The sequence below is a fragment of the Sulfitobacter sp. 1A12157 genome, assembly GCF_043557345.1.
In the GTDB taxonomy this organism is placed as follows: Bacteria; Pseudomonadota; Alphaproteobacteria; order Rhodobacterales; family Rhodobacteraceae; genus Sulfitobacter.
Map to the genome: position 1 here is coordinate 165,024 of NZ_JBIFFV010000001.1, position 14,171 is coordinate 179,194.

The 14,171-nt window shown below is 64.7% G+C and carries 14 protein-coding genes; 8 read left to right on the plus strand and 6 right to left on the minus strand.

What is annotated here, in order from left to right:
• The first annotated feature begins 1 nt into the window (after position 1).
• Complete coding sequence (locus ACGYLC_RS00915) at positions 2 to 595, plus strand: GNAT family N-acetyltransferase (RefSeq protein ID WP_394421105.1); 594 nt, start codon at positions 2 to 4, stop codon at positions 593 to 595.
• Positions 596 to 608: 13 nt separating this feature from the next.
• Here the strand turns inward: ACGYLC_RS00915 and ACGYLC_RS00920 are convergent, their stop codons facing one another.
• Both ACGYLC_RS00920 and ACGYLC_RS00925 read right to left on the minus strand, forming a co-directional pair.
• Positions 609 to 1,091, minus strand: a complete 483-nt coding sequence (locus tag ACGYLC_RS00920) for a hypothetical protein (RefSeq protein WP_394421107.1) — start codon at positions 1,089 to 1,091, stop codon at positions 609 to 611.
• Positions 1,088 to 1,570, minus strand: coding sequence for an RNA pyrophosphohydrolase (locus ACGYLC_RS00925; RefSeq protein ID WP_394397871.1), 483 nt, complete (start codon positions 1,568 to 1,570; stop codon positions 1,088 to 1,090). Before ACGYLC_RS00925 ends, ACGYLC_RS00920 begins: the two co-directional genes overlap by 4 nt.
• Before the next feature lie 181 nt (positions 1,571 to 1,751).
• On the opposite strand from ACGYLC_RS00925, the gene ACGYLC_RS00930 reads away from it, so the two are divergent.
• The 4 genes from ACGYLC_RS00930 to zapE all read left to right on the plus strand — a co-directional run bounded on the left by ACGYLC_RS00930 (position 1,752) and on the right by zapE (position 7,250).
• On the plus strand, positions 1,752 to 3,779 hold the full coding sequence (locus ACGYLC_RS00930; protein WP_394421110.1) for an FAD-dependent oxidoreductase: 2,028 nt from the start codon (positions 1,752 to 1,754) through the stop codon (positions 3,777 to 3,779).
• Between the two features lie 81 nt (positions 3,780 to 3,860).
• A complete protein-coding gene (locus tag ACGYLC_RS00935) occupies positions 3,861 to 4,802 on the plus strand; it encodes a zinc transporter ZntB (protein ID WP_394398899.1) in 942 nt (313 codons plus the stop codon).
• A 144-nt stretch (positions 4,803 to 4,946) separates the two neighbouring features.
• Positions 4,947 to 5,852 carry a LysR family transcriptional regulator gene (locus tag ACGYLC_RS00940; RefSeq protein ID WP_394397875.1) on the plus strand — a complete coding sequence of 302 codons (906 nt, stop codon included), beginning with the start codon at positions 4,947 to 4,949 and terminating at the stop codon, positions 5,850 to 5,852.
• Between the two features lie 339 nt (positions 5,853 to 6,191).
• Positions 6,192 to 7,250: a cell division protein ZapE gene (gene zapE, locus ACGYLC_RS00945; RefSeq protein ID WP_394421113.1), complete on the plus strand. Its 1,059-nt coding sequence runs from the start codon at positions 6,192 to 6,194 to the stop codon at positions 7,248 to 7,250.
• A gap of 18 nt (positions 7,251 to 7,268) precedes the next feature.
• Here zapE and ACGYLC_RS00950 read toward each other — a convergent pair whose 3' ends face one another.
• The 4 genes from ACGYLC_RS00950 to ACGYLC_RS00965 form a co-directional block, all read right to left on the minus strand.
• Positions 7,269 to 7,454 (minus strand): hypothetical protein, encoded by a 186-nt coding sequence (locus ACGYLC_RS00950; protein WP_271688452.1) that lies wholly within the window; start codon positions 7,452 to 7,454, stop codon positions 7,269 to 7,271.
• Positions 7,455 to 7,550: 96 nt separating this feature from the next.
• Positions 7,551 to 8,822 carry a bifunctional folylpolyglutamate synthase/dihydrofolate synthase gene (locus tag ACGYLC_RS00955; RefSeq protein ID WP_394421116.1) on the minus strand — a complete coding sequence of 424 codons (1,272 nt, stop codon included), beginning with the start codon at positions 8,820 to 8,822 and terminating at the stop codon, positions 7,551 to 7,553.
• Positions 8,819 to 9,778: an acetyl-CoA carboxylase, carboxyltransferase subunit beta gene (gene accD, locus ACGYLC_RS00960; protein WP_394397881.1), complete on the minus strand. Its 960-nt coding sequence runs from the start codon at positions 9,776 to 9,778 to the stop codon at positions 8,819 to 8,821. The genes ACGYLC_RS00955 and accD overlap by 4 nt, the downstream gene beginning before the upstream one ends.
• 56 nt (positions 9,779 to 9,834) lie before the next feature.
• On the minus strand, positions 9,835 to 10,734 hold the full coding sequence (locus ACGYLC_RS00965) for a CPBP family intramembrane glutamic endopeptidase (RefSeq protein ID WP_394421117.1): 900 nt from the start codon (positions 10,732 to 10,734) through the stop codon (positions 9,835 to 9,837).
• Between the two features lie 188 nt (positions 10,735 to 10,922).
• On the opposite strand from ACGYLC_RS00965, the gene ilvD reads away from it, so the two are divergent.
• The 3 genes from ilvD to ACGYLC_RS00980 all read left to right on the plus strand — a co-directional run bounded on the left by ilvD (position 10,923) and on the right by ACGYLC_RS00980 (position 14,162).
• On the plus strand, positions 10,923 to 12,689 hold the full coding sequence (gene ilvD, locus ACGYLC_RS00970; protein ID WP_394421118.1) for a dihydroxy-acid dehydratase: 1,767 nt from the start codon (positions 10,923 to 10,925) through the stop codon (positions 12,687 to 12,689).
• Positions 12,670 to 13,269: a hypothetical protein gene (locus ACGYLC_RS00975; protein ID WP_394421119.1), complete on the plus strand. Its 600-nt coding sequence runs from the start codon at positions 12,670 to 12,672 to the stop codon at positions 13,267 to 13,269. Before ilvD ends, ACGYLC_RS00975 begins: the two co-directional genes overlap by 20 nt.
• 119 nt (positions 13,270 to 13,388) lie before the next feature.
• Positions 13,389 to 14,162: a DUF6478 family protein gene (locus tag ACGYLC_RS00980; protein WP_394421120.1), complete on the plus strand. Its 774-nt coding sequence runs from the start codon at positions 13,389 to 13,391 to the stop codon at positions 14,160 to 14,162.
• Positions 14,163 to 14,171: the final 9 nt, after the last annotated feature.

Genomic DNA, 14,171 nt, shown 5'->3' on the forward strand with positions numbered 1-14,171 from the left:
CATGATTGAGACCGGCTTTCACGATGTCCCCCCCGGCAAACTCGCCGTGGTGGTGACCCATCTTGAGATGGACGCCAAACCCAGCCTGCGGGAGGTGCCCCTGCCTGAGGGTGTCGCCTTTCGGAAGGTCACACCGACGCCCGGCTGGTTCCGCGACATTTTCCGGCGCGTCGGGATGGATTGGCTCTGGTACGGGCGGCTCAAGCTGGATGACGCAGCCCTTACCGCGCTGCTGCAAGACCCGGCGCGGGACTTCTATACGCTGACCCGCGATGGCAAGGATGAGGCGCTGCTCGAGTTGAACTTTGCCGAAGACGGCAGCTGCGAGCTGGCCTATTTCGGGCTAACCTCTGCGCTGATCGGCAGCGGCGCGGGGCGGTATCTGATGAACCAAGCGATCACGCTGGCATGGGAAAAACCAATCACCCGGTTGCACCTGCACACTTGCACCAACGACAGCCCGCAGGCGCTTGGCTTTTATGTGCGGTCAGGTTTCACCCCAGTGCGCCGTCAGGTCGAGATTGACGACGATCCGCGCCTAACGGGGTTGTTGCCGCGCGACGCGGCACCGCAAGTGCCGCTTATCGAGGCATAAGACTGCCGCCGGATCACCGAACCGGCGTGCACTCCGCCCCTTGGAAACAGGCGATCACCTTATCCACCACGGCAGGCTTCGGAGAGCCGAAGAGGTCGCCCCCGCAGGGGTTGCTTTCCAGCGCATAGGCCCCATCCGGCTTGCGTTCGAGGAAGGCCAAAACATCCCCCTCTTCGGCAGAGCCGCACCACGGGCCGAAACACTGAACGTTGAGCGTCAAAGGCTGGTCAAAGGGCACGTCAAAGCCCCCTTCCGACAGTGCCTTGCCACTGATCTGTGCCCGGATCGGCGTCTCTTCGGGTGGGTTGATCCCAATGGTGCCACCCTTTGGCAGGGCGCTGGCATCAAAGGTCAGACGCCCCTGCACCACGACATAGCTTTCCTCGGCCTTGGCCGCGCGCTGATAGGTCGCCTCGACCGAATGGGGCAGGCAACTGAGCGCAAGCGCGGGCAGCGGGGCCAATGTGGCGAGGGCGCAGGCGATGATCCGTGTCATAACTTCTCCTCAAACTCTTCAAGAACCGCCGCATAGACCGCGCGTTTGAACGGCACGATATTCGCAACCAGTTGATCTGCGGGCATCCAGCGCCATTCCGAGAATTCAGGTTCGGCCGTCTGGATATTGACCTGATCGTCCTGCCCCAGAAAACGCATGAGGAACCATTTCTGTTCCTGCCCCCGGTAGCGGCCCCTCCAGATGTTGGGCACCAGATCATGGGGCAGATCATAGGGCAGCCAGCTTGTCGTCTCGGCTTCGATCCGCACCAGATCGCGCGGGATGCCGGTTTCCTCCTCCAACTCGCGCAGGGCCGCATCGCGCGCGGCCTCGCCCTTGTCGACCCCGCCTTGGGGCATCTGCCACGCGTCCTGATCCCGGTCGCGCCGCTGGCCGACAAAGACCTCCCCCTCGGCATTCACCAGCATCACGCCGACGCAGGGGCGGTAGGGCAGTTTGGCAATCTCTTCGGGGGTCATGAAGGCTGGTCTCCTAAGTGGTGTTCATGACGGAGTTAGCACGACCACGGGGCGGCTCAAAGCGATCACATTGCGGCTTTGACGTTTCGGCAGCCGCATCCTTGACGCGGCGTTTCGCGTGACTTGCCCTGCCGTTTCCGGTGGTGTCACAGTGACCCAGCCCACCCAGAAAGGTAAAGCCATGTCCGACTATCCCCACCTGCTTGCCCCGCTCGATCTGGGTTTCACCACGCTGAAGAACCGGCTTTTGATGGGCTCGATGCACACCGGGTTGGAGGAGACCGGCGACTGGAACCGCGTGGCCGAGTTCTACGCAGCACGGGCGCGGGGCGATGTGGGGCTGATGGTCACGGGCGGCATCGGGCCGAACCGCGAGGGCGCCGTGGCGCATGGCGCAGCGATGATGGTCAGCCAGAAGGACGTGGACAACCACAGCATCATCACCCAGCGGGTGCATGAGGCGGGCGGCAAGATTGCCATGCAGATCCTGCACGCGGGCCGCTACGCCTTCACCCCCGAATGCGTGGCCCCGAGCGCGGTAAAATCCCCGATCTCCATGTTCGCGCCCAAGGAGCTGGACGAGGAAGGCATCGAGAAACAGATCAGCGACATCGCCGCCTGCGCCCTGCGCGCCCGCGAGGCGGGCTATGACGGGGTCGAGATCATGGGCTCAGAGGGCTATTTCCTGAACCAGTTCCTCGTCACCCATACCAACAAACGCGAGGACCGCTGGGGCGGATCTTACGAGAACCGCATGCGCCTGCCGCTCGAGGTGGTGCGCCGGGTGCGCGAAACGGTGGGCGAGGATTTCATCCTGATCTACCGCCTGTCGATGATCGACCTCGTGCCCAACGGCTCGACCTTCGAAGAGGTCGTGCAACTGGCCCAAGAGGTCGAAAAAGCAGGCGCCAATATCATCAACACCGGCATCGGCTGGCACGAGGCGCGCATCCCCACGATCGCCACCTCGGTCCCGCGAGCGGCCTTTGCTTGGGTCACGAAAAAGCTGATGGGCAAGGTGGGCATCCCGCTCATCACCTCGAACCGGATCAACACGCCGCAAGTGGCCGAAGAAGTGCTTGCGACGGGCTGCGCCGACATGGTGAGCCTCGCCCGCCCGATGCTGGCCGATGCCGATTTCCTCGCCAAGGCGAAGGCGGGCAAAGCCGACCAGATCGCCCCCTGCATCGCCTGCAACCAAGCCTGCCTCGACCACACCTTCGGTGGCAAGATCTCGACCTGCCTTGTCAACCCGCGCGCCTGTTACGAAACGGAGCTGCGGATCGAACCCGCCGCGAGCCCCAAATCCATCGCCGTTGTCGGCGCCGGGCCTGCCGGTCTCTCGGCAGCCATTACGGCGGCGGAGCGCGGCCACAAGGTCACCCTCATGGACCGCGCGAGCGAGATCGGCGGTCAGCTCAACCTCGCCAAACAGGTGGCGGGGAAAGAGGAGTTCTGGGGTCTGGTCGATTGGTACCGCACCATGCTCGACGTGCATGGCGTGACCGTGCAGCTTGAGACCGAAGCAACGGCCGAGGCGCTGTCGGGTTTCGACGAGGTCATCATCGCCACCGGCGTCATGCCGCGCGATCCGCAGATTCCCGGTCAGGACCGCGACAACGTGGTCAGCTACATCGACGTGCTGAACGGCTCGGCGAAGGTCGGCCAGCGGGTCGCGGTGATCGGCGCGGGCGGGATCGGCTTCGACGTCTCCGAACATCTGGTCCACGACGGCGAGAGCAGCACGCTGAACCTGCCCGAGTGGATGCGCGAATGGGGTGTCACGGACCCGGGCGAGCACCGCAGCGGCCTCGCCCCCGAAGGGCCGCAACCCCCGGCGCCCGCGCGGCAGATCACCATGCTGCAACGCAAGACCAGTAAGCCCGGCAAGGGTCTGGGCAAGACCACGGGCTGGATTCACCGCGCCTCGCTCACCATGCGCAACGTCAAGATGATCGCGGGTGTGAACTACGAACAGATCGACGACGCGGGCCTGCATATCTCCTTTGGCGAAGCGCGCGAGAACCCCACGCTGGTCGAGGCCGACACCATCGTGCTTTGCGCCGGGCAATTGTCCGAACGCAGCCTTGCCGATGCGCTGGAAGCGCGGGGGCAGACCTGCCACGTGATCGGCGGCGCGGATGTGGCGGCGGAACTCGACGCGAAACGCGCGATCAATCAGGGCACACGTCTGGCCGCGACCCTCTAACCTTCGCTCTGCGCGCGCCCTTGCACCCGGCCCGCGCAACCCGCAAAATCACCTGACCGCTTTGCCAGCCGATAGGTGACCATGCCCCTCTGCGTCTTTGACATATTCGATGACGGCACAACCACGGTGCCCGAAGATACCCAGCTTACCGGGCCTGCGCGCTACCGTTGGTGGCATTTCGACATGGCCGACCCGGCGCTGGAACCATGGCTTGCCGAACATCTGCCCGAGATCCCGGCGGGCGCATTACTCCAACCCGAAACCCGCCCGCGCTGCGACGAATATGACGACGGGCTGATCCTGAACCTGCGAGGCATCAACCTCAACGAGGGGCAACAGGCCGACCAGATGGTCTCGGTCCGGATGTGGGTGACGGATGCGGTGGTGATCACCGTGCGGATGCGCCGGGTCTTTGCCATAGATGAGCTGCGCGCGCTGGCCGCCGAAAGCAACGCGCCGTCCCGGCCTTCGGCCTTTGTCGAGGCGCTGGTCTCTCGGCTGACCGCGCGGGTGCAGATCGAAGTGGCGCGGCTGGCGGACCGGACGGCCTTTTACGAGGCCGATCTGGAGGACCATAGCACTCCGCCCCCCAAAGACCTGCCCGTCACCCGCCGCAGTGCGATCCGGCTGGAACGCTACCTCGCCCCGCAGCGCCATGCGCTTGAGCGGCTGGCCACGCTGGACCTGCCGCTGGTGCCGGACGTGGACGCGATGAAGCTGCGCGAACTGGCCAACCGCACCGCCATCGTGGTCGAGGAATTGGACGCCCTGCAAGAACGCATCGTCACCGTACAGGACGAACACGACAACCAAGTCGCGCAGCGACAGGCGCGGCATGGCTACGTATTGTCCATCGCTGCCGCCGTGTTCCTGCCGCTCGGGTTCTTAACGGGGCTCTTCGGCGTGAACGTGGGCGGGATGCCGGGGGTGGACGACCCGCGCGCCTTCGCGATCCTGTGCCTTGCCATGGTCGGCCTCGCCGCCATCATGCTGGCCGTGTTGAAATGGCTGCGCTGGCTGTGACGGGCGGGGAAACGGATTGTTCTGCCGTTTCCATGCCATGAACGATCCCCGCAAAGACCACGGGACTGTCTTGCCTCCGCCCCGATCCTGCCCGAATTGCCGCCCATACCTGACCGCAACAAGATCAATGCGAAGGGACAGGCAATGGACCGCCTTACGGAAATGGAAGCGTTTGCCACTGTGGTGGATCAAGGCGGCTTTACCGATGCTGCCAAGAAGATGGGGATCTCGAAATCCGCCGTCTCAAAGCATGTCTCCTCGCTTGAGGCGCGCTTGGGCGCGCGGCTGCTGAACCGCACCACCCGCCGCGTCTCGCCCACCGAGATTGGCCTCGCCTATTACGACCGCGCCCGCCGGGTGCTGAACGACGCAGGCGAAGCGGATGCGCTGGTCACCTCGATGCAATCCGCGCCTTCGGGACTGCTGCGCATTTCGGTGGCGACGGATTTCGGGGTCAATCACCTCTCGCCCGCGCTGTCGGACTTTTTGCAGGACTTCCCGGATATCACCGTGAACATGGTGCTGAACAACCGCTACGTCGAGTTGATCTCCGAAGGCTTCGACATGGCCGTGCGGATCGGGGAGCTGGAAGACAGCACCCTGCGCGCGCGCAAGCTGACCGAGACCACCAAACGTATGATCGCCAGCCCGAAGTATTTCGAGCAATACGGGCGGCCGGAAAAGATCGACGATCTGAACAATCACAAGCTGCTGCATTACTCGAACCAGTCGTCGGGCAACGTGTGGAAACTGACCGCCCCCTCGGGTGAAAAGCGGCAGGTGCGCACGGCGGGCTGGCTGTCGGTCAATGACGGGCAGAGCCTTTTGAACGCCGCGATTTCGGGGCTGGGGATCGCCTATCTGCCAAGCTTCCTCTACGCCGATGCGATGGAGAAAGGGTTGGTCGAGGACGCGATCCCCGATCTGCCGCTGGAAACGCAGGGCATTTACGCCGTCTATCCGCCGGGCCGGTTCACCCAGCCCAAGGTGCGGGCATTTATCGACTTTCTAGTGCATGAGTTCGCCGAGAAGGGGCCTGCAGCCTGGTAAGGGTAGCGCGTGCCACCCGGCCGGAACGAGTAGCAGGCGCCGGGCCATCACATGCCTGCCCCCCGGCCGATATTGCCACCCGGCCCGAAATCAAGCCGCAGGCGCCGGGCCATCGCCTGCCTGCCCGTCACGCCAGAGGCGTGCCAGAATATGCTGGGCGCACCTTTGGTGCGACCGGGTAGGCGTTTGGGTGAGGCCGGGTCTGCCTTCGCGAGCGCAGATCACGGTTGCACCATAAAGTGGCCCCCCGCACCGCCTGATCGCCAACCCGCGGGCAGGCGATGGCCCTCTCACAAGACCACCTTTCCTCTCCCCCACCAGCACGCTATCTCTCCCGCCATGAGCAACATGCGCGAAACCTATGCCCGGCTTGTCGCCGAGGGCAAACTACAGGCCGACCCGGCCCAAGAAACCGTCATGGCCGAGTTCGACCGCATCCGCGATGCGCTGGCCAACCCGCCGAAGAAAAGCTTTTTCCGCAAGGCCCCAGAGCCGCCCAAGGGCCTGTACCTATGGGGCGGTGTCGGGCGCGGCAAATCCATGCTGATGGACATGTTCGTGGCGCATCTGCCCGACGTGCCCGCGCGCCGCGTGCATTTCCACGCCTTCATGCAGGAAATCCACAACGCCATGCATGAAGTCCGCAAGACCGGCGTTGACGATGCCATCGCGCCCGTGGCCCGGGACGTGGCGGAAAGCGTGCGCCTGCTTGCTTTCGACGAAATGCAGATTACCGACATCACCGATGCGATGATCGTGGGCCGCCTGTTCGAAGCGCTCTTCGCCGCGGGCGTCGTGGTGGTCACCACCTCGAACCGCCTGCCCGATGACCTCTATAAAAACGGCATCAACCGCGAGGTTTTTGTGCCCTTCATCGACCTTATCAAAGAGCGGATGGTGGTGCATGAACTGGCCAGCCCGACCGACTACCGCCAGGACCGGCTGGCAGGGTCGCAGGTCTATTTCACCCCCGTCAACGCCGAAAGCCACGCCGCGATGGACGCGGTCTGGGACGATCTTGCAGGCGTCGAGGGCGAACCGCTGACCTTACACGTCAAGGGCCGCGAAGTGACCATTCCGCAGTATCACAACGGCATGGCCCGCGCGGGTTTTCACGCGCTCTGCGGCCAGCCCTTGGGCGCGGCGGACTACCTCGCGCTGGCGCAGGCCGTGCGGGTGCTGCTGCTGGACAACATCCCCACCCTTGGCCGGTCGAACTTTAACGAGGCCAAGCGTTTCGTCACCCTGATCGACGCCCTTTACGAGGCAAAGGTGCGGCTGATCTGTTCCGCCGCCGCCGCGCCGGAAATGCTCTACCTCGAAGGTGAAGGCACCTTTGAATTCGAGCGTACAGCCTCCCGCCTGCGAGAGATGCAGGGGGAAGACTGGGGACGCTGACCGCCCCCTCCTGCCCGATCAGGAATCACTGACCGGCTGCATATGCAGGTCATTGCCCTGCAGGAAAGGGTGGTAGGGCCGTTCGACCTCATAAAGCCACCACAGGCCGCCCGCGATAATGGCGAGACCTACGGCCATGAAGATAAATTGAAATTTCCGTGCATCGTCCTGATCGTGACGCGCGGACCGGCTGAAATTGCGCATGGGGACACCTCGGTCAAATTCGAAAGGGGAGACTTCCGTGGACCAAGATACACCACATCTGCACCTCGCAGCAGCGGCACACCCAAATATGGTTAATTAGACGTTTTCACGCAACACGCTACCGGCAAGGTAGAGCGAGCCACAGATCAGCACACGCGCATGGGGTTCGCGGGCGATGATCGCCTTAAGCGCCGCCGTGACGGTCTCGGCCTCTGCCGTCTCAAACCCCACATCGCGCGCCGCTTTCGCCGTCGCCTCGGCGGGCAGGGTCGCCGCCTCGCCGGGGATCGAAACGGCGGTAAGGCTAGCCGCCTCTGCCGCCAACGGGCGCAGGTATCCGGCGATGTCCTTGATGTTCAACATGCCGCATATCAGATGCGTGGGGCGCTTCGGCAGGGTGGCCAGTGTGGCCGCCAAAGCCGCCCCCGCCGCGGGGTTGTGGCCGCCGTCGAGCCACAATTCACCCTCGGGCGCCATACGGGCAAGCGGGCCGTCTGACAGCAGTTGCATCCGCGCGGGCCACTGCGCCTGCGTCACGGCAGCCTCACAGGCCTCTGCGTCGACGCCAAGCTGGCGCAGCGCGGCCAGGGCGGCTCCGGCGTTCATGATCTGGTGGTCACCGGGCAGATTGGGGCGCGGCAGATCAAGCAGGCCGCGCTCATCCTGATAGACCATGCGCCCGGCTTCGGGTGCGACATGCCACTGCTGACCATAGGCCAAGAGCGGTGCGCCAAGTTTCGCAGCGCGGTCTTCCATCACCTCAAGCGCGGGGTCTTCCTGCGGGCCGACCACACAGGGCACGCGGCGCTTGATAATGCCCGCCTTTTCGCCCGCGATTTCGGCCAGAGTTTCCCCAAGATACTGCTGGTGATCGACCGACACCGGGGTGATCACGGTCAGGGCGGGATCGACCACATTCGTCGCGTCGAGCCGCCCGCCAAGACCCACCTCAAGAAGCGTGTAATCGGCAGGCACCCGCGAAAAGGCAAGGATCGCGGCGCAGGTCGTGATCTCGAAATAGGTGATCTCTTTGCCGCCATTGGCCGCGTGACATTCGTCCAGCACGGCGGCGAGGTCGGGCTCCGAGATCAATGCCCCTGCGACCCGGATACGCTCATGAAACCGCGCGAGGTGCGGCGAGGTATAGGCGTGCACCGTCTTTCCCGCCGCCTCCAGACCTGCGCGGATCATCGCTTGGGTCGAGCCTTTGCCATTGGTGCCCGCGATATGGATCACCGGCGGCAGGTCATTCTGCGGATTGCCCAGAGCATCAAGCAGCCGCCACATCCGGTCAAGCGTCAGGTCGATGATCTTGGGGTGCAGCGCCATCATCCGTTCAAGGATGACATCGGATGAAGGCGTGCTCATTTCTTCTTGGGCGTCTCGGCGGGCAGGTCCGCTGCGGCCTGAACGGCGGCGGCGGCTTCGGCCACCTCAAGCTCTTCGGGGGCGGGCAGGTCGCCGCGCACGACAGGCGGCAGGCCCATCAGCATGCGGATGATGGTGATCAACTCATCGCGCATCTCGGTCCGTTTGGTCACCCGGTCGAGCATCCCGTGGTCGAGTAGATATTCCGCCCGCTGGAACCCCTCGGGCAGTTTCTCACGGATGGTCTGTTCGATCACGCGCGGCCCGGCAAAGCAGATCAGCGCATTCGGCTCGGCGATCTGCACGTCGCCCAGCATCGCATAGGACGCGGTGACGCCCCCGGTGGTGGGATGGGTCAGCACGACGATATAAGGAAGCCCCGCCTCTTTCAGCATCTGCACGGCGACCGTGGTGCGCGGCATCTGCATCAGGCTGAGGATGCCCTCCTGCATCCGCGCGCCACCGGCGGCAGAGAACAGCACCAGCGGGCGTTTCAGCTTCACCGCCTCTTCGGCGGCGGCAATGATCGCATTGCCGACATACATGCCCATCGACCCGCCCATGAAGGAGAAGTCCTGCGCGCAGGCGACGACCGGCGTGCGGCCGATATCGCCGGTGACGACCAGCATCGCCTCATGCTCGCCGGTCTGCTTCTGCGCGGCCTTCATCCTGTCGGGGTAGCGCTTCTGGTCTTTGAAGTGCAGCGGGTCGGGCGTGGGCGCCGGAACCTTTACCTCGGTAAAGATGCCACCGTCGAACAGCGCCTTGAAGCGGGCGCGGGGGCTGATGTGCATGTGGTGGCCGCAGTTGGTGCAGACGTTCAAATTGTCCGCCAACTCGCGGTGAAACAGCATGGTGCCGCATTCGTTACACTTGGTCCACAGATTGTCCGGCGTCTCGCGGCGCGAGAAGATCGAGTTGATTCGCGGGCGGACGTAGTTCGTGATCCAGTTCATTGGCAGGCCTCTGCTGTGGTTCCGTCCCAGATAATCCCCGCATGGGGAAATTGCAATCAGCGGCGTATCGCCAGCCGTGCCGCCAGCCATGAGACCAGCATCAAGGCGAAGTCCACCGGCAACCATGAGCGCAACGCCGCGGCGTCATCCATCGAAAAGGGCGTAAGATAGAGCGCCAGCCCCGAGAGATCATCCGGCAGAGAGACAATGAGAATGGCCGAGACATTGTTCCACAGATGCACCGCGATGGCCGGCCCAAGCGAGCCGGAGCGCGCGGTAAGGTCCGCCATCAGGATGCCGAAGACCCCGGCCCAAAGCGCCACCATCAGCGCATTCTCTCCCGCCTCGGCGGGCAGGTAATGGCCCGCCGCGAACAGCGCCGACGGCAGCACCATCCAGACCAGCGGCGAGTTGAACCGCGCCGCCAGTTGCTGCTGCACATAGCCGCGAAAGACGATCTCTTCGGCGCTGACCTGCACCAGCACGGCCAGCAGCGACAGCGGCAAAAGCAGCAACCAGCGGCTTAGGGGCAGGTTCGGCGCCAACTCGCCCCCCATGTCCCAGGGCGGCAGGACCGCCAGCGCGACGCCCAGCAGCAACATGGCCCCGGAGACCGCGCGAAAGCTGGGCCAGAGCCGCCCCGGGAGACCAAAAAGGCTCCCTGCGCTGCGCCGGTGCACGATCCGCAGGGTCACGGCAACGGCCATCGCCATGGTGCCAAAGCTGAACAACAGCAGATACATGGCCTGCGGCGTAGCGCCTTTCAGCAGGTTGCCATGCAGCGAGGGGGCCGCCGCCCCCGCCAGCGCATAGACCGTCTGAAAGTAAAGCTCGTTCAGCGCGACATAGGCCACCACCGCCACGAAAAGCCCCAGCAAAAAACGCCACAGTGCCGAGGCGCTCCGCGCAGGCGCGACAAAGGCTGCGTGAGCGCTGTAATCGGGCCGCCAGTTCATCAGCGACGCCGTTCAGATCGGGGGTGGTGCTTGCAGAGCATATGCTGGGCCTTCACGCTTGCCAGAAGGTCAGAACCTATGCCCTAACACGCTGCAATACAACAGTTCCCCCGCCTCATACGCGCCAAAGCCTTGCAGCATAGCCGCCGCCCCTCTATTCCATTCGAGACGTTTCAAGGAGCCCACCGATGTCCACCACGCCCCGCTTCGACAAATCCCGGCTGCCCAGCCGCCATGTGACCGAAGGCCCGGCCCGCGCGCCGCACCGGTCCTACTACTATGCCATGGGCATGACCGAGGAAGAGATTCACCAGCCGCTGGTGGGCGTCGCCACCTGCTGGAACGAAGCTGCCCCCTGCAACATCGCGCTGAACCGTCAGGCGCAGGCGGTGAAGGTCGGTGTACATTCCGAACAGGGCACCCCGCGCGAGTTCACCACCATCACCGTCACCGACGGCATCGCGATGGGGCACGAGGGCATGCGCTCTTCGCTGGCCTCGCGTGAGGCGATTGCCGACACGGTGGAACTGACCATGCGCGGCCATTGCTATGACGCCATCGTCGGGCTGGCGGGCTGCGACAAGTCGCTGCCGGGGATGATGATGGCGATGCTGCGGCTGAACGTGCCGTCGGTCTTCCTCTATGGCGGCTCGATCCTGCCGGGCAAGGCGCCCGCCGGTGCCGACGTGCCGGAAGATTTCGCCTCTCGCGATCTTACGGTGCAGGACATGTTCGAAGCCGTGGGCCGCTTCCAGAACGGCTCCATGTCGCAGGCAGCACTCGATGTGCTGGAACGCGTCGCCTGCCCCTCCGCCGGGGCCTGCGGTGGCCAGTTCACCGCCAACACCATGGCCTGCGTGTCCGAGGCGATCGGCCTCGCGCTGCCGAACTCCTCCGGCATGCCCGCGCCCTACGAGAGCCGCGACGCCTATGCCGAGGCTTCGGGTGCCGCGGTGATGAACCTGATCGAGAAGAACATCCGCGCCCGCGACATCTGCACCCGCGAAGCCTTTGAAAACGCGGCGCGCATCGTCGCCTGCACCGGTGGCTCGACCAACGCGGGCCTGCACCTGCCGGCGATGGCCCATGAGGCCGGGATCGACTTCTTCCTCGAAGACGTTTGCGAGATCTTCCGCGACACGCCTTACTTCGTCGACATGAAGCCGGGCGGCCAATACGTGGCCAAGGATCTTTACGACGCCGGCGGCGTGCCGGTGGTGATGAAGGAACTGCGCAAGGCGGGGCTTTTGCACACCGACTGTCTGACCGCCACCGGTCGCTCCATCGGCGAAGAACTGGACCGCATCGACCGCGAGGCCGACGGCAAGGTGATCCACTCGGTCGCCGCCCCGATCAGCAAGACCGGCGGCGTCGTGGGCCTGAAGGGCAACCTCGCCCCCGAAGGCGCCATCGTGAAGATCGCGGGCATGGCCGAGGAAGACATCGTCTTCACCGGCCCCGCGCTGGTCTTCGAGTGCGAGCAGGACGCCTTCGAGGCGGTGCAGAACCGCGCCTATTCCGAAGGCGATGTCTTCGTGATCCGCAACGAAGGCCCGGCAGGCGGCCCCGGCATGCGCGAGATGCTGGCGACCACCGCAGCCCTTTCGGGTCAGGGCATGGGCAAGAAGGTGGCGCTGATCACCGACGGGCGCTTCTCGGGCGCGACGCGTGGCTTCTGTGTCGGCCATGTCGGCCCCGAGGCGGCCCATGGCGGCCCCATCGCGCTGCTGAAGAACGGCGACATGATCACCCTCGACGCGGTCAAGGGCAGCATCACCGTGAGCCTCACGGACGAGGAACTGGCCGAGCGCCGCAAGGCGTGGACCGGGCCGCGCGCGACCAATTACGAAAGCGGCGCGCTGTGGAAATACGCGAAACTCGTCGGCCCCACCTACCTTGGCGCGGTAACACATCCCGGCGCCAAGGCGGAGACCCATGATTACATGGACCTCTAAAGGCCCGCTTGCGGCGCTTGCCATGCTCACCCTGTCCGCCTGCGAAGGCGGTCAGGGTTTTTCCTTTGGCGGCAGAGCCGCCACCCCCGAGAAACCGCTGCTGCAAACAGCTTTGGCCGGGGGCGCGGTGCAGGTGGTGCCGCCGCAGGGCTATTGCATCGACCCCAAAAGCCTCAAACGCCGCTTTGCGCTGATGGCGCGCTGCGATGCGCTTGGCCTGCCCGATGTGGTCAGCGCCGCGCCGCGCGGCATTCTCACCCTCGCGCTGATCGAAGCCGAGGCCGAGGCGCCCCTGCCCACACCGCAACAGGTGGCCGAGGCGGCGGGGCTCAGCCAGTTGCAAGAGGCCGGTAGCATCGAGGGGGCGTCGATCTTTGTGGCCCTAGGGCCGGTGCCCGCCGAGGGCATGTCCCCCCGCCATTGGCGCGGCATGGCGCGGATCGGCGGCCATGTCGCCAGCGTCACCCTCTACGGCGCGCCGCAAAGCCGGGCCATTTCCGAAGAGGGCCGCGCGCTGGTGGCAGAGCTGATCCAGCAAAGCCGCAACAAAAGCGCGGCCCCCGCAGACGCGGGCAGCTAACCCGCTCGCTGTTTCCATATCGGCAACACTGCCCGGGGCCGTAAACAATCACGGGGGCTATTCATTTGAACGAACTCCCCGCCTTGCATAGACTGCCGGCAAACGAGAGGCGCAGCTCCATGGTCAACTTCCGCCGCGGATATCTTGACGGCAAGCTCTTTGCCCGCGCGCTGCAACGCTGGGCGGTTGCGGCCCGCACAGCGGCCACGGCTGACCTCGCCACCCTACGCCGCCAACGCAGCCGCGCCCGACTGCTGCGCGCTGAACTGAACCGGCTGATCCACCGCGCCGAAGACCGCCTTGCCCTGCCCGCCATCGGGGCCAGCGGGTTCCCGAAACCACATAACGCCGATTGGGCATGGCGGCCCGAGTTGTGGCGTGGCCCGCTTGCCACGCCGGGGCTGTCCTCGGTCGCGACCAAATCCAAACTGGGCGAAGAGGTGACCCTGTTCCACGATTGCGCGCAGTCGGAACTGACCCTGCGCCAGTTGCGTAACCTGCGCGAGGCCGATCTGGCCCCCTTTGGCCTGCAACTCGACGTGTTCAAATTCGACGGGTCATTCCTGTCGCTGGTGGTCGATCTGCCGCTTGAGGCCATCACCGGATTGAAACGCCGTCACCTGATCCGCATGGATACGATCGTGCAATTCGAGCACCCGCTGGAGATCTTTGCCCGGCTCAACATCCGCCACGGGCCGAACACCGAACAGATCGTCCGCGAACTGCCCGTCGGTCAGGAACAGATCAGCGTCGAATTCGATCTGGCCTATAGCAAGCTCAACGAAAAGCGGATCGAGGCGGCATGGATCGACCTGATCTTTGAAGGGCCGGAGATGAACCAAATCGTTCTGCGCGACCTCACTTTTTCCCGCTCCCCCCGCGCCCAGTTCTAGGATCCCCGT

What these genes read in the sequence shown, in the direction of transcription:
- ACGYLC_RS00915 (WP_394421105.1), top strand. Translation starts at nt 2, where the DNA reads ATGATTGAGACCGGCTTTCACGATGTCCCCCCCGGCAAACTCGCCGTG.
- ACGYLC_RS00920 (WP_394421107.1), bottom strand. Translation starts at nt 1,091, where the DNA reads ATGACACGGATCATCGCCTGCGCCCTCGCCACATTGGCCCCGCTGCCC.
- ACGYLC_RS00925 (WP_394397871.1), bottom strand. Translation starts at nt 1,570, where the DNA reads ATGACCCCCGAAGAGATTGCCAAACTGCCCTACCGCCCCTGCGTCGGC.
- ACGYLC_RS00930 (WP_394421110.1), top strand. Translation starts at nt 1,752, where the DNA reads ATGTCCGACTATCCCCACCTGCTTGCCCCGCTCGATCTGGGTTTCACC.
- ACGYLC_RS00935 (WP_394398899.1), top strand. Translation starts at nt 3,861, where the DNA reads ATGCCCCTCTGCGTCTTTGACATATTCGATGACGGCACAACCACGGTG.
- ACGYLC_RS00940 (WP_394397875.1), top strand. Translation starts at nt 4,947, where the DNA reads ATGGACCGCCTTACGGAAATGGAAGCGTTTGCCACTGTGGTGGATCAA.
- zapE (WP_394421113.1), top strand. Translation starts at nt 6,192, where the DNA reads ATGAGCAACATGCGCGAAACCTATGCCCGGCTTGTCGCCGAGGGCAAA.
- ACGYLC_RS00950 (WP_271688452.1), bottom strand. Translation starts at nt 7,454, where the DNA reads ATGCGCAATTTCAGCCGGTCCGCGCGTCACGATCAGGACGATGCACGG.
- ACGYLC_RS00955 (WP_394421116.1), bottom strand. Translation starts at nt 8,822, where the DNA reads ATGAGCACGCCTTCATCCGATGTCATCCTTGAACGGATGATGGCGCTG.
- accD (WP_394397881.1), bottom strand. Translation starts at nt 9,778, where the DNA reads ATGAACTGGATCACGAACTACGTCCGCCCGCGAATCAACTCGATCTTC.
- ACGYLC_RS00965 (WP_394421117.1), bottom strand. Translation starts at nt 10,734, where the DNA reads ATGAACTGGCGGCCCGATTACAGCGCTCACGCAGCCTTTGTCGCGCCT.
- ilvD (WP_394421118.1), top strand. Translation starts at nt 10,923, where the DNA reads ATGTCCACCACGCCCCGCTTCGACAAATCCCGGCTGCCCAGCCGCCAT.
- ACGYLC_RS00975 (WP_394421119.1), top strand. Translation starts at nt 12,670, where the DNA reads ATGATTACATGGACCTCTAAAGGCCCGCTTGCGGCGCTTGCCATGCTC.
- ACGYLC_RS00980 (WP_394421120.1), top strand. Translation starts at nt 13,389, where the DNA reads ATGGTCAACTTCCGCCGCGGATATCTTGACGGCAAGCTCTTTGCCCGC.